Source organism: Pseudarthrobacter sp. GQ63, from assembly GCF_059758765.1.
Genome location: NZ_JCAXEF010000001.1, coordinates 318,449 through 330,895 on the forward strand (window position 1 = coordinate 318,449; position 12,447 = coordinate 330,895).

A 12,447-nucleotide genomic window follows, 5' to 3' on the forward strand; every position below is an offset into this window, starting at 1 on the left:
ACGGTCCATGCTAGACTTGTTACCAATTGTTATTGTGGCAGTGGATGAGTGCGCCGGTTGAGCTGAAAAGCTGAACCAGAGCGACGTTTCCGGTTTGCAGGGTTCTTGTGCAACGTATGCCACATTTTTGCATGCCTAGGGGCCATTGAAGACGCGAGTCAGGTCATGCCCTGCGTATGCGATCCGACTATTAAGGCTTCGCCTTCGCTGCCATGGAGATCTTCTTCAAGGCCCAGGCGGCGGGGCAACGCAAAGGAGAGTGGCTGGAAGCGGCCACTCCGGATAAAACGGAGAACACGAGAGTGCCTACGATTAACCAGCTGGTCCGCAAGGGCCGCACGCCGAAGGTCAAAAAGACCAAGGCTCCCGCGCTTAACGGCAGCCCCATGCGCCGCGGTGTTTGCACCCGCGTTTACACCACCACCCCGAAGAAGCCGAACTCGGCTCTCCGTAAGGTGGCGCGTGTACGCCTCAACGGTGGCATTGAAGTTACCGCCTACATCCCCGGTGTTGGCCACAACCTGCAGGAGCACTCCATTGTGCTCGTCCGCGGTGGTCGCGTGAAGGACCTCCCGGGCGTCCGCTACAAGATCGTCCGTGGCGCCCTCGATACCCAGGGTGTCAAGAACCGTAAGCAGGCACGCAGCCGCTACGGCGCAAAGATGGAGAAGAAGTAATATGCCTCGCAAGGGTCCGGCCCCCAAGCGGCCGCTCGTACTAGATCCCGTTTACGGCTCCCCGCTGGTCACCCAGCTCATTAACAAGGTGCTCGTTGACGGCAAGAAGTCCACGGCAGAGCGCATCGTCTACGGTGCCCTCGAAGGCGCCCGCGCCAAGTCCGGCGGCGACCCCGTAGCAGCCCTCAAGAAGGCCATGGACAATGTCAAGCCTTCCCTCGAGGTCCGCTCACGCCGCGTCGGTGGCGCCACCTACCAGGTTCCGGTTGAGGTCAAGCCGGGCCGCTCCACCGCCCTCGCACTGCGCTGGCTGGTTGGCTACTCAAAGGCCCGCCGCGAAAAGACGATGACCGAGCGCCTCCAGAACGAAATCCTGGATGCATCCAACGGTCTCGGTGCCGCTGTGAAGCGTCGCGAAGACACCCACAAGATGGCCGAGTCCAACAAGGCCTTCGCACACTACCGCTGGTAATACTCCCGGGCGCCGCCGGCTCAATCGAGCCGGCGGCGAACGCGTAGTCAATCCCAAAAGGAGACCCCGTGGCACAGGACGTGCTTACCGACCTTAGTAAGGTCCGCAACATTGGCATCATGGCCCACATTGATGCCGGCAAGACCACCACAACCGAGCGCATCCTGTTCTACACGGGTGTGAACCACAAGATCGGCGAAACGCACGACGGCGCTTCGACCACTGACTGGATGGAACAGGAAAAGGAACGCGGCATCACCATCACGTCTGCCGCCGTGACCTGCTTCTGGGAAAACAACCAGATCAACATCATCGACACCCCCGGCCACGTTGACTTCACCGTTGAGGTTGAGCGCTCACTGCGCGTCCTCGACGGTGCCGTCGCCGTCTTCGATGGCAAGGAAGGCGTCGAGCCTCAGTCCGAGACCGTATGGCGCCAGGCTGACAAGTACAACGTTCCGCGTATCTGCTTCGTCAACAAGATGGACAAGCTGGGCGCTGACTTCTACTTCACCGTAGACACCATCATCAGCCGCCTGGGCGCCAAGCCGCTGGTCATGCAGCTGCCCATTGGTGCAGAGAACGACTTCATCGGCGTGGTGGACCTCCTCTACATGCGTGCCCTCGTGTGGCCCGGCGACGCCAAGGGTGACGTGACCATGGGCGCGAAGTACGAGATCCGTGAGATCCCGGCTGACCTCCAGGAAAAGGCCGAGGAGTACCGTGCAGCCCTCGTTGAGGCCGTTGCAGAGTCCTCCGAAGAGCTCATGGACAAGTACCTTGAAGGCGAAGAGATCTCGATCGATGAGCTCAAGGCCGGCATCCGCAAGATGACGATCAACTCTGAGCTGTACCCCATCTTCTGTGGTTCAGCCTTCAAGAACCGTGGTGTTCAGCCGATGCTCGACGCGGTCGTGGACTACCTGCCGAACCCGCTCGACGTCCCGCCGATGATCGGTCACGATCCTCGCGACGAAGAGAAGGAACTGACCCGCAAGCCGTCCTCGGAAGAGCCGTTCTCGGCCCTCGCGTTCAAGATTGCAGCGCACCCGTTCTTCGGCCAGCTCACCTTCATCCGCGTGTACTCCGGTCACGTGGAAGCAGGCGCCCAGGTGGTCAACTCCACCAAGGGCAAGAAGGAGCGCATCGGCAAGCTGTTCCAGATGCACGCCAACAAGGAAATGCCCGTTGAGGGCGCTACCGCCGGCCACATCTACGCAGCCATCGGTCTGAAGGACACCACAACGGGTGACACCCTGTGCGACTCCGCCAACCAGATCGTCCTGGAGTCCATGAGCTTCCCCGAGCCCGTGATCTCGGTTGCCATCGAGCCCAACACCAAGGGTGACCAGGAGAAGCTCTCCACGGCCATCCAGAAGCTCTCCGCTGAGGACCCCACCTTCCAGGTGTCCCTCAACGAAGACACCGGCCAGACCATCATCGCCGGCATGGGCGAGCTCCACCTGGACATCCTGGTGGACCGCATGCGCCGCGAATTCAAGGTCGAGGCCAACGTTGGCAAGCCGCAGGTTGCCTACCGCGAGACCATCAAGCGTGCTGTAGAGCGTCACGACTACACGCACAAGAAGCAGACCGGTGGTTCGGGCCAGTTCGCAAAGATCCAGATTGCCATCGAGCCGCTGGACACCGCAGAGGGCGAGCTGTACGAGTTCGAGAACAAGGTCACCGGTGGCCGCGTTCCCCGCGAGTACATCCCGTCGGTTGACGCTGGTATCCAGGACGCGCTGAACGACGGCGTCCTGGCCGGTTACCCGGTCGTCGGCATCAAGGCCACGCTGGTAGACGGCGCGTACCACGATGTTGACTCCTCGGAAATGGCGTTCAAGATCGCCGGCCGTATGGCTTTCAAGGAAGCTGCACGCAAGGCGAACCCGGTTCTGCTCGAACCGCTGATGGATGTCGAGGTCCGCACCCCTGAGGAATACATGGGTGAAGTTATCGGTGACCTCAACTCCCGCCGTGGCCAGATGCAGTCCATGGAAGATGCACAGGGCGTCAAGGTCATCCGTGCGCACGTTCCGCTGTCCGGCATGTTCGGCTACATCGGTGACCTGCGCTCGAAGACCCAGGGCCGCGCTGTGTACTCCATGACGTTCAACAGCTACGCCGAGGTCCCGAAGGCAGTTGCCGACGAGATCATCCAGAAGACCCGCGGCGAATAGTCTTTCGGACGTTCGCGGCGAACAACCTCGGGTGCGCTTTTCGATTCCGGAAAGCACAGCCGGTGCAGGTGGCCAGGCCGGTCGGATTCATCCGGTCAAGCTGGCTTGGCCGTCTGCACGAACAGGCTCAAGAGACTAGTATTAGTTCCTGAATCTGCAATTTCACCAATCCAAAGCCCCCCAAGTAGACTTACCTGAGTTTCCGCCGCGACAAGCGCGGCTGAAGGGTATGTCATTTGAAAACGTTCTAGGAGGAACCTGTGGCAAAGGCAAAGTTCGAGCGGACTAAGCCGCACGTTAACATCGGCACCATTGGTCACGTTGACCACGGTAAGACGACGTTGACGGCCGCGATTTCCAAGGTGCTGTACGACAAGTACCCGGATCTCAACGAGAAGCGCGACTTCGCGTCAATCGACTCTGCTCCCGAAGAGCGTCAGCGTGGCATTACCATCAACATCTCCCACGTGGAGTACCAGACCGAAAAGCGCCACTACGCACACGTAGACGCCCCGGGTCACGCTGACTACATCAAGAACATGATCACCGGTGCTGCCCAGATGGACGGCGCTATCCTCGTGGTCGCCGCTACTGACGGCCCCATGGCTCAGACCCGCGAGCACGTTCTGCTCGCCCGCCAGGTTGGTGTTCCCTACCTGCTGGTCGCGCTGAACAAGGCCGACATGGTTGACGATGAGGAACTGCTGGACCTCGTTGAAATGGAAGTTCGTGAGCTCCTGAGCTCGCAGGGCTTCGATGGTGACGAAGCACCCGTGGTTCGCGTTTCCGGCCTCAAGGCCCTGGAAGGCGACCCCGAGTGGGTCAAGTCCGTTGAGGACCTGATGGCCGCTGTTGACGAGTCCGTTCCGGACCCCGTACGCGACCGCGACAAGCCGTTCCTGATGCCGATCGAGGACGTCTTCACCATCACCGGCCGTGGCACCGTTGTTACGGGCCGCGCCGAGCGTGGAACCCTCGCCATCAACTCCGAGGTCGAGATCGTCGGCATCCGCCCGGTCCAGAAGACCACGGTTACCGGTATCGAGATGTTCCACAAGCAGCTCGACGAAGCATGGGCCGGCGAGAACTGTGGCCTCCTGCTCCGCGGTCTGAAGCGCGACGATGTCGAGCGTGGCCAGGTTGTCGTCAAGCCGGGTTCCATCACCCCGCACACCGACTTCGAGGCCAACGTCTACATCCTCTCCAAGGACGAAGGCGGACGTCACAACCCGTTCTACTCCAACTACCGCCCGCAGTTCTACTTCCGTACCACGGACGTAACCGGCGTTATCACCCTGCCCGAGGGCACGGAAATGGTTATGCCTGGCGACAACACTGAGATGACCGTTGCGCTCATCCAGCCGATCGCAATGGAAGAGGGCCTCGGCTTCGCAATCCGCGAAGGCGGCCGCACCGTTGGTTCAGGACGCGTTACCAAGATCATCAAGTAATTCTTGTTGAACTGAAGAACAGCCCCGCTGCTACTGCAGCGGGGCTGTTCTTTTGGGTTAATGTGTCCCTGATACTGTTGCTGGACCGAAAGGAGTTCATCATGGGCTGGCTTATTTTCCTGATCATCGCAGTTGCCGTCGTCGCGGGGGTGTTCTGGGCCAAGAAGCACTTCCGCAACGAGATCGACCGCGCCAAGCGGATCAACCGGGCAAACAAGAACCTGTAGCCACTACCGGGCCAGGCTGGAACACAGGGGCTACGCGCCCTTGGCTTTCCGCGCCCGGCTGAGTGCCTGGTACCAGTAGAAAGACTTTTTTGGGGTTCTTTCCTGTGTCTGGAAGTCGACATGGACCAACCCGAATCTTTGGGAGTAGCCGGCTGCCCATTCGAAGTTGTCCATCAGGGTCCACACGTAGTAGCCGCGCAGGTCCACGCCGGCGGCAATCCCGCCGGGGGCTGTTGCGTCAAGGGCAGCGCCCAGATGGGTCGCCAGGTAGGACACCCGTTCCTCGTCCGCCAGGGTTCCCGAAACGGTGTCCGGTTCAGGGAAGCTGGCGCCGCCCTCCGTGATGTACACCGGGGGGAGTGCCTGGCCGTAGCGGTCGTGAAGTTCCTTCAGCAGGACGCCCAGATGGTCCGGGGCCACCGGCCACCCGAACCCGGTGCTGTTGTATTCCGGATAGCCCACCTCATGGAACGGCAGCCTTGCCACGGCTTTATGCACATCCGCGGGAATTGACGCAGACCCTCGACCGAGGGCTACCTTCACCGGGAAATAGTAGTTAAGGCCGTAGAAATCCAGGGGCTGGTGGATGGTGCGCAGGTCGGCGTCGGAGATTTTCCCGATGGACCGAAGCCAGGGTTTGGCATACAGGGGGAGGGCAGGGTACCGCCCCAGGAGCACCGGATCTGCATAGATTCTGTTCATGAGCAGGTCATAGAGGTGCGCCACCAGCCGGTCGCCGATTTTTCGGGTTGCCGGCCGGACGGGGGCATGCAGGTTGGTGACGCCGATACCGCCGGACACCCCGGCGGCGCGCAGGGCCTGGGCGCCCAGTCCGTGTGCCAGCAGCTGGTGGTGGATGGAGGGGAGGGCATCGAACATCAGCGCATGCCCGGGAGCATGGACACCCAGGGCATAGCCGTTCAGGGTCACGGAGACCGGTTCATTCAGCGTGACCCACTGCGCAACGCGGTCCCCGAAACGCTCGCCCGCGGCACTGGCGTATTCGCCAAAGCGCTCGGCCGTCTCCCGGTTCAGCCAGCCGCCCCGGTGTTCCAGCGGCAGCGGCGTGTCCCAATGGTAAAGAGTGGCCATGGGGGAGACCCCGGCCGCGAGGAGCTGATCGAGCAGCCTGTCATAGAAGTCCAGGCCCTCCTTGTTGAAGGCCCCCCGCCCGTCGGGCTGGATCCGCGGCCAGGACAGCGAAAAGCGGTAGGAGTCCACGCCGAGGTCCTGGAGCAGCGCAACGTCCTCCGGCAACCTGTTGTAGTGGTCGCACGCCACGGCGGGGGAGTGCCCGTCCATGATGGTCCCGGGCTTCTCGGCGAAGGCGTCCCAGCCAGAGGGGCCGCGGCCGCCGTCGGTCAGTGCTCCTTCAATCTGGAAGGCCGCTGCCGCAACCCCCAGGGTGAACGACGGCGGCATGCGGTTCGCCAGTTCGGTCGCCGATTCGGTGCTTTCCAGAGTCATTCCCCTATCATCCATTCGGAAATGACCGTGGGCAATGGTGCTGGCAGGACAATGGGCAGGACGTTTCAGAAGGGACCGATTCGCTTCTGGCCATAAATTCCGGCATACTAGATGAGTTGTTCAAGCGCTTCTTCGTGTCCCGATCCGGATAATGCCGGGTGTCAGGGTCCAAGTGGAAGACCAAACATAACCCACTCCCCATGGATAGCGGATTTGTATGCGTGAAAAGCGCGACACGCCCGACCGCGGGGGTCGGTTGCGCCGGCAAGGTGAGGAACCCGGATTCATCCGGATTCAGTTTGTGCGGCGGGTGGTAGTTACGACTTCAAATGCTTCGGCAGCCATACAACGAGAAATGAACAGGGCAGCCCTAACCAGGGGAAGCACAGACTGAAAGAGAGTCAGGCGACATGGCGGGACAAAAAATCCGCATCCGGCTGAAGTCATACGACCACGAGGTCATTGACGTTTCAGCACGGAAGATCGTTGAGACGGTCACGCGCGCAGGCGCAACGGTAGTGGGCCCCGTGCCGCTGCCTACGGAGAAGAACGTGTACTGCGTGATCCGCTCTCCGCACAAGTACAAGGACAGCCGCGAGCACTTTGAAATGCGCACGCACAAGCGTCTTATCGACATCATCGATCCCACGCCGAAGGCTGTTGACTCGCTTATGCGTCTCGACCTGCCGGCTGACGTGAACATCGAAATCAAGCTGTAGGGAGGTGCTGAGAAACTATGACCGCAACCCGTAACGTAAAGGGCCTGCTGGGCACGAAGCTCGGCATGACCCAGGTCTGGGACGAGAACAACAAGCTCATCCCCGTCACTGTGGTCCAGGCAGATTCGAACGTCATCACCCAGCTGCGCAACGCAGAAGCTGATGGCTACGTCGCCGTTCAGATCGGCTACGGCCAGATCGATCCCCGCAAGGTCACCAAGCCGCTGGCTGGTCACTTTGAAAAGGCAGGCGTCACGCCTCGCCGCCACGTCGTCGAACTCCGTACCGCAGATGCTGCTGAGTACGAGCTGGGCCAGGAGCTCTCCGTAGAGGTCTTCGAAGCCGGCCAGAAGATCGACGTCATCGGCACCACCAAGGGTAAGGGCTTCGCCGGTGTTATGAAGCGTCACGGCTTCCACGGCGTTGGAGCTTCCCACGGTGCCCACAAGAACCACCGTAAGCCCGGTTCAATCGGTGGCGCATCCACCCCGAGCCGCGTCTTCAAGGGCATGAAAATGGCCGGCCGCATGGGCGCCGTTCGTCACACCACGCTGAACCTCACGGTCCACGCGGTTGACGTCGAGAAGTCGCTGCTCCTTATCAAGGGTGCCGTCCCCGGCGCCCGCGGCCAGGTCGTCCTCGTACGCACCGCCGTGAAGGGAGCCTAGTTCAATGGCTAACACTGTCCAGGTTGACCTGCCTGCAGAGATCTTCGACGTTCAGACCAACGTGCCGCTGCTGCACCAGGTTGTCGTTGCCCAGCTCGCTGCTGCTCGCCAGGGTACCCACAAGACCAAGACCCGCGCTGAAGTTTCCGGTGCAGGACGCAAGCCGTTCAAGCAGAAGGGCACCGGCCGCGCCCGTCAGGGTTCCATCCGTGCTCCTCACATGACCGGTGGTGGCGTTGTCCACGGTCCCACCCCGCGTGACTACAGCCAGCGCACCCCCAAGAAGATGATTGCTGCTGCATTGCGCGGCGCACTGTCTGACCGGGCACGCAACGGACGCATCCACGTTGTCGCCGAACTGGTTGAAGGCACCAAGCCCTCCGCCAAGGCCGCACTGGCAGCGCTGCGCGGTGTTTCCGACCGCAAGAACCTGCTGGTCGTCATCGAGCGCGCCAACGATGTTGCCGCACTGTCCGTGCGCAACCTCGCCGGTGTTCACGTTCTGTACGCAGACCAGCTGAACACCTACGACGTTCTCGTCTCCGATGACGTTGTCTTCACCAAGGCTGCCTACGACGCATTCGTTGCCGGCAAGGCAGTGGCAAAGAACGAGGAGGATGCCAAGTGAGTGCAGCCACCATCAAGGATCCCCGCGACGTTGTGCTTGCACCCGTCGTGTCGGAAAAGAGCTACGGCCTGATCGACGAGGGCAAGTACACCTTCCTGGTGGACCCCCGTTCGAACAAGACCGAGATCAAGCTGGCCGTGGAGAAAATCTTCTCCGTCAAGGTCGACTCGATCAACACCATCAACCGTGCCGGTAAGCGCAAGCGCACCAAATTCGGATGGGGTACCCGCAAGAACACCAAGCGTGCGATTGTCACCCTCAAAGAAGGCACCATCGACATCTTCGGCGGTCCGCTCTCGTAGCGGAGACCACTTTAACGAGGAAATAAATTATGGGAATCCGTAAATACAAGCCGACTACCCCGGGCCGTCGTGGCTCGAGCGTAGCGGACTTCACCGAAATCACGCGGTCGACGCCGGAAAAGTCGTTGGTACGTCCGCTGCCCAAAAAGGGCGGCCGTAACAACACCGGTAAGATCACCACCCGTCACAAGGGTGGCGGACACAAGCGCCAGTACCGTCTGATCGACTTCCGTCGCCACGACAAGGACGGCGTTGACGCCCGCGTTGCTGAAATTGAGTACGATCCGAACCGTACGGCTCGCATCGCCCTCCTGCACTACGTTGATGGCACCAAGCGTTACATCATCGCCCCGAACAAGCTGTCCCAGGGTGACTTCGTAGAGGCCGGCGCCAACGCTGACATCAAGCCTGGCAACAACCTGCCCCTGCGCAACATCCCCGTGGGTACCGTTATCCACGCAGTTGAACTGCGTCCGGGTGGCGGCGCCAAGATGGGCCGCTCCGCCGGCGCATCGATCCAGCTCGTTGCAAAGGAAGGCCGTTTCGCCCAGCTGCGTCTGCCTTCCGGCGAAATCCGCAACGTTGACGTGCGCTGCCGCGCAACCGTCGGCGAGGTCGGCAACGCCGAGCAGTCGAACATCAACTGGGGCAAGGCCGGCCGCATGCGCTGGAAGGGCGTCCGCCCGACCGTCCGTGGTGTCGCCATGAACCCGGTTGACCACCCGCACGGTGGTGGTGAGGGTAAGACGTCCGGTGGACGTAACCCCGTCAACCCCAACGGTCAGCGGGAAGGCCGCACCCGCCGCCCCAACAAAGAGAGCGACAAGCTTATTGTTCGTCGCCGTCGTACTGGCAAGAACAAGCGATAGGAGCCTGGACACATGCCACGCAGCCTGAAAAAAGGTCCTTTCGTCGACCAGCACCTCTTTGTGAAGGTAGCCAGGGAAAACGAAAAGGGCACCAAGAACGTCATCAAGACCTGGTCCCGCCGTTCGATGATCATCCCCGACATGCTCGGACACACGATCGCCGTACACGACGGACGCAAGCACATCCCGGTGTTTGTCACTGAGTCGATGGTCGGGCACAAGCTCGGCGAATTCGCTCCCACGCGGACATTCCGCGGCCATGTCAAGGACGACCGTAAGGGCAAGCGCCGCTAGGCGCCTGCACTTACGTCAAAGACGAGAGAAGGAAAGCAATGGAAGCCAAGGCAATTGCGCGCCACATCCGCGTAACGCCTATGAAGGCCCGGCGCGTCGTCAACCTTGTTCGTGGATTGCAAGCGAATGAGGCTCTGGCAATTCTGAAGTTTGCCCCCCAGGCAGCTTCAGAGCCGGTATTCAAGGTAGTACAGTCGGCAATCTCCAACGCCCGGGTCCTCGCGGACCGCGACGGCGTTGCGTTTGACGAAGGTGACCTCATCATCAGCGAAGCGTTTGTTGATGAAGGCCCGACCATGAAGCGGTTCCAGCCGCGTGCCCAGGGTCGCGCATTTCAGATCAAGAAGCGCACCAGCCACATCACCGTGGTAGTCGCTACCCCGGAGAAAGAGGAGGCTCGCTAAGTGGGACAGAAAGTAAACCCGCACGGGTTCCGACTCGGCATCACCACCGATCACGTATCGCACTGGTTCGCTGACAGCACCAAGGCAGGCCAGCGGTACAAGGACTTCGTTCGCGAAGACATCCGCATCCGCCAGCTCATGTCCACGGGCATGGAGCGCGCCGGTATCGCCAAGGTTGAGATCGAGCGCACCCGTGACCGCGTCCGCGTGGACATCCACACGGCCCGTCCCGGAATCGTCATCGGCCGCCGCGGAGCAGAAGCAGACCGCATCCGCGGCGAGCTCGAAAAGCTCACCGGCAAGCAGGTCCAGCTGAACATCCTCGAGGTCAAGAACCCCGAGATGGAAGCACAGCTTGTTGCCCAGGGCGTTGCTGAGCAGCTGACTTCACGTGTGGCATTCCGCCGCGCCATGAAGAAGGCCATGCAGTCCGCGCAGCGTGCAGGTGCCAAGGGCATCCGTATCGCCTGCTCGGGTCGACTGGGTGGCGCTGAAATGTCCCGCTCGGAGTTCTACCGCGAAGGCCGTGTGCCCCTGCACACCCTCCGTGCGAACATCGACTACGGCTTCTACGAAGCCAAGACCACCTTCGGCCGCATCGGCGTGAAGGTCTGGATCTACAAGGGTGACGTCACCGCCAAGGAACTGGCCCAGCAGGCCGCTTCCGCCCCGTCCCGTGGCCGCGGTCCCAGCGACCGTCCGGGCCGCCCGGGTGGCGCTGACCGTGGTGACCGCCGCCGTCGCAACGACCGCCCGGCCGCTGACGCAGCTCCTGCTGCCGAAGCACCGGCAGCTGAGGCTGCACCTGCTGCAGCTGTAGAAGGAGGACAGGCTTAAATGCTTATCCCACGTCGAGTCAAGCACCGTAAGCAGCACCACCCGGGTCGTTCCGGCGCTGCTACGGGCGGCACCAAGGTCTCCTTCGGTGAGTACGGCATCCAGGCCCTGAGCCCGGCATACGTCACCAACCGTCAGATCGAGTCTGCCCGTATCGCGATGACACGCCACATCAAGCGTGGCGGTAAGGTCTGGATCAACATCTACCCGGACCGTCCCCTGACCAAGAAGCCTGCCGAAACCCGCATGGGTTCCGGTAAGGGTTCACCGGAATGGTGGGTCGCAAACGTCAAGCCGGGCCGGGTTCTCTTCGAGATCTCCGGTGTCGAGGAATCGGTAGCCCGCGAGGCACTGCGCCTGGCAATCCACAAGCTCCCGTTGAAGGCACGCATTCTGCGTCGCGAAGGTGGTGAATAGAAATGGCAGTAGGATCCAAGGATCTGGCTCCCGCACAGCTGGACGGTTTCGACAACGAGCGTCTCGTTGAAGAACTCCGCAAGGCCAAGGAAGAGCTGTTCAACCTGCGTTTCCAGTCCGCCACCGGACAGCTGGAGAACCACGGTCGTCTGCGCGCGGTAAAGAAGGACATCGCCCGCATCTACACCGTTCTCCGTGAGCGCGAGCTGGGCATTCGTGTCGAGGTTGCCGCACCGGTTGTGGAAGCCAAGGAAGAAAAGAAGTCCAAGAAGGCAGCAACCAAGAAGGCCCCTAAGGCTGAGGCCCCCAAGGCTGAAACGGTTGAGACCGAGGAGGATGCCAAGTGAGTGAAAAGGACGAGAACGTGACGGAAACTGCTACCGCAGCCACGGCTGAGCAGCGCGGTTACCGCAAGACGCGTCGCGGCTACGTGGTCTCTGACAAGATGGAAAAGACCATCGTTGTTCAGGTTGAGGACCGTGTGAAGCACGCCCTGTACGGCAAGGTCATCCGCCGTACCTCCAAGGTCAAGGCACACGATGAGAACAACACCGCCGGCATCGGCGACCTGGTTGTCATCGCCGAGACCCGTCCGCTGTCCGCCACCAAGAACTGGCGGCTCGTGGAAATCCTCGAGAAGGCCAAGTAGCACCTGCTGCTTCGGTAACCGGAAACCCCTGCTCCTTTTGGGAGCGGGGGTTTCCGCGTTAACCGGGGGAGTCCGCCGTGGGGGTGCCGTCCTGGGTCCGTCACGCCGGAAAGGCTTTTGCAGAAGGCACGACGGCGGCGCCGCTTCTTTGCGGGGGAGAGGCACCCTTGGTGCGCCGACAGG

Annotated in this window: 17 protein-coding genes; 16 read left to right on the forward strand and 1 reads right to left on the reverse strand. The window is 61.4% G+C overall.

Annotated elements, in window-relative coordinates; translation table 11 throughout:
- Window positions 1-302 precede the first annotated feature (302 nt).
- From rpsL to AC6CHP_RS01580, 5 genes are all read left to right on the forward strand, one after another.
- On the forward strand, window positions 303-677 hold the full coding sequence (gene rpsL, locus AC6CHP_RS01560; protein ID WP_018773658.1) for a 30S ribosomal protein S12: 375 nt from the start codon (window positions 303-305) through the stop codon (window positions 675-677).
- Between the two features lies 1 nt (window position 678).
- Window positions 679-1,149 (forward strand): 30S ribosomal protein S7, encoded by a 471-nt coding sequence (gene rpsG, locus AC6CHP_RS01565; protein WP_026531948.1) that lies wholly within the window; start codon window positions 679-681, stop codon window positions 1,147-1,149.
- A gap of 68 nt (window positions 1,150-1,217) precedes the next feature.
- Window positions 1,218-3,332, forward strand: coding sequence for an elongation factor G (gene fusA / locus AC6CHP_RS01570; protein ID WP_104184337.1), 2,115 nt, complete (start codon window positions 1,218-1,220; stop codon window positions 3,330-3,332).
- Between the two features lie 260 nt (window positions 3,333-3,592).
- Complete coding sequence (tuf, locus tag AC6CHP_RS01575; RefSeq protein WP_056334246.1) at window positions 3,593-4,783, forward strand: elongation factor Tu; 1,191 nt, start codon at window positions 3,593-3,595, stop codon at window positions 4,781-4,783.
- Between the two features lie 101 nt (window positions 4,784-4,884).
- Window positions 4,885-5,010, forward strand: a complete 126-nt coding sequence (locus AC6CHP_RS01580) for a protein BatD (protein WP_146072886.1) — start codon at window positions 4,885-4,887, stop codon at window positions 5,008-5,010.
- 30 nt (window positions 5,011-5,040) lie between these two features.
- On the opposite strand, the gene AC6CHP_RS01585 is transcribed toward AC6CHP_RS01580, so the two are convergent.
- Window positions 5,041-6,477: a GH1 family beta-glucosidase gene (locus AC6CHP_RS01585; protein ID WP_498227944.1), complete on the reverse strand. Its 1,437-nt coding sequence runs from the start codon at window positions 6,475-6,477 to the stop codon at window positions 5,041-5,043.
- 410 nt (window positions 6,478-6,887) lie between these two features.
- Here AC6CHP_RS01585 and rpsJ point away from each other — a divergent pair, with 410 nt between their 5' ends.
- The 11 genes from rpsJ to rpsQ are packed head-to-tail and all read left to right on the forward strand — an operon-like array spanning window position 6,888 to window position 12,264.
- Window positions 6,888-7,196 (forward strand): 30S ribosomal protein S10, encoded by a 309-nt coding sequence (rpsJ, locus tag AC6CHP_RS01590; RefSeq protein WP_003803825.1) that lies wholly within the window; start codon window positions 6,888-6,890, stop codon window positions 7,194-7,196.
- Window positions 7,197-7,213: 17 nt separating this feature from the next.
- Window positions 7,214-7,864, forward strand: coding sequence for a 50S ribosomal protein L3 (gene rplC, locus AC6CHP_RS01595; RefSeq protein WP_013601833.1), 651 nt, complete (start codon window positions 7,214-7,216; stop codon window positions 7,862-7,864).
- A 4-nt stretch (window positions 7,865-7,868) separates the two neighbouring features.
- On the forward strand, window positions 7,869-8,492 hold the full coding sequence (gene rplD / locus AC6CHP_RS01600) for a 50S ribosomal protein L4 (RefSeq protein ID WP_066277873.1): 624 nt from the start codon (window positions 7,869-7,871) through the stop codon (window positions 8,490-8,492).
- On the forward strand, window positions 8,489-8,794 hold the full coding sequence (gene rplW, locus AC6CHP_RS01605) for a 50S ribosomal protein L23 (RefSeq protein WP_102975110.1): 306 nt from the start codon (window positions 8,489-8,491) through the stop codon (window positions 8,792-8,794). The genes rplD and rplW overlap by 4 nt, the downstream gene beginning before the upstream one ends.
- Before the next feature lie 29 nt (window positions 8,795-8,823).
- Window positions 8,824-9,663: a 50S ribosomal protein L2 gene (rplB, locus tag AC6CHP_RS01610; protein WP_066277871.1), complete on the forward strand. Its 840-nt coding sequence runs from the start codon at window positions 8,824-8,826 to the stop codon at window positions 9,661-9,663.
- A 12-nt stretch (window positions 9,664-9,675) separates the two neighbouring features.
- Window positions 9,676-9,957 (forward strand): 30S ribosomal protein S19, encoded by a 282-nt coding sequence (rpsS, locus tag AC6CHP_RS01615; RefSeq protein ID WP_003803803.1) that lies wholly within the window; start codon window positions 9,676-9,678, stop codon window positions 9,955-9,957.
- A 38-nt stretch (window positions 9,958-9,995) separates the two neighbouring features.
- Window positions 9,996-10,361 carry a 50S ribosomal protein L22 gene (gene rplV, locus AC6CHP_RS01620; protein ID WP_009358304.1) on the forward strand — a complete coding sequence of 122 codons (366 nt, stop codon included), beginning with the start codon at window positions 9,996-9,998 and terminating at the stop codon, window positions 10,359-10,361.
- A complete protein-coding gene (gene rpsC / locus AC6CHP_RS01625) occupies window positions 10,362-11,198 on the forward strand; it encodes a 30S ribosomal protein S3 (RefSeq protein WP_104184333.1) in 837 nt (278 codons plus the stop codon).
- Window positions 11,199-11,615, forward strand: coding sequence for a 50S ribosomal protein L16 (rplP, locus tag AC6CHP_RS01630; RefSeq protein WP_013601829.1), 417 nt, complete (start codon window positions 11,199-11,201; stop codon window positions 11,613-11,615).
- A gap of 2 nt (window positions 11,616-11,617) precedes the next feature.
- On the forward strand, window positions 11,618-11,962 hold the full coding sequence (gene rpmC, locus AC6CHP_RS01635) for a 50S ribosomal protein L29 (protein ID WP_498227950.1): 345 nt from the start codon (window positions 11,618-11,620) through the stop codon (window positions 11,960-11,962).
- Window positions 11,959-12,264: a 30S ribosomal protein S17 gene (gene rpsQ, locus AC6CHP_RS01640; RefSeq protein WP_013601827.1), complete on the forward strand. Its 306-nt coding sequence runs from the start codon at window positions 11,959-11,961 to the stop codon at window positions 12,262-12,264. Before rpmC ends, rpsQ begins: the two co-directional genes overlap by 4 nt.
- Window positions 12,265-12,447 lie beyond the last annotated feature (183 nt).

Coding starts and splice junctions, on each gene's coding strand:
- rpsG (WP_026531948.1), top strand. CDS start 679: ATGCCTCGCAAGGGTCCGGCCCCCAAGCGGCCGCTCGTACTAGATCCC.
- AC6CHP_RS01580 (WP_146072886.1), top strand. CDS start 4,885: ATGGGCTGGCTTATTTTCCTGATCATCGCAGTTGCCGTCGTCGCGGGG.
- AC6CHP_RS01585 (WP_498227944.1), bottom strand. CDS start 6,477: ATGACTCTGGAAAGCACCGAATCGGCGACCGAACTGGCGAACCGCATG.
- rpsJ (WP_003803825.1), top strand. CDS start 6,888: ATGGCGGGACAAAAAATCCGCATCCGGCTGAAGTCATACGACCACGAG.
- rplC (WP_013601833.1), top strand. CDS start 7,214: ATGACCGCAACCCGTAACGTAAAGGGCCTGCTGGGCACGAAGCTCGGC.
- rplD (WP_066277873.1), top strand. CDS start 7,869: ATGGCTAACACTGTCCAGGTTGACCTGCCTGCAGAGATCTTCGACGTT.
- rplB (WP_066277871.1), top strand. CDS start 8,824: ATGGGAATCCGTAAATACAAGCCGACTACCCCGGGCCGTCGTGGCTCG.
- rpsS (WP_003803803.1), top strand. CDS start 9,676: ATGCCACGCAGCCTGAAAAAAGGTCCTTTCGTCGACCAGCACCTCTTT.
- rplV (WP_009358304.1), top strand. CDS start 9,996: ATGGAAGCCAAGGCAATTGCGCGCCACATCCGCGTAACGCCTATGAAG.
- rplP (WP_013601829.1), top strand. CDS start 11,199: ATGCTTATCCCACGTCGAGTCAAGCACCGTAAGCAGCACCACCCGGGT.
- rpmC (WP_498227950.1), top strand. CDS start 11,618: ATGGCAGTAGGATCCAAGGATCTGGCTCCCGCACAGCTGGACGGTTTC.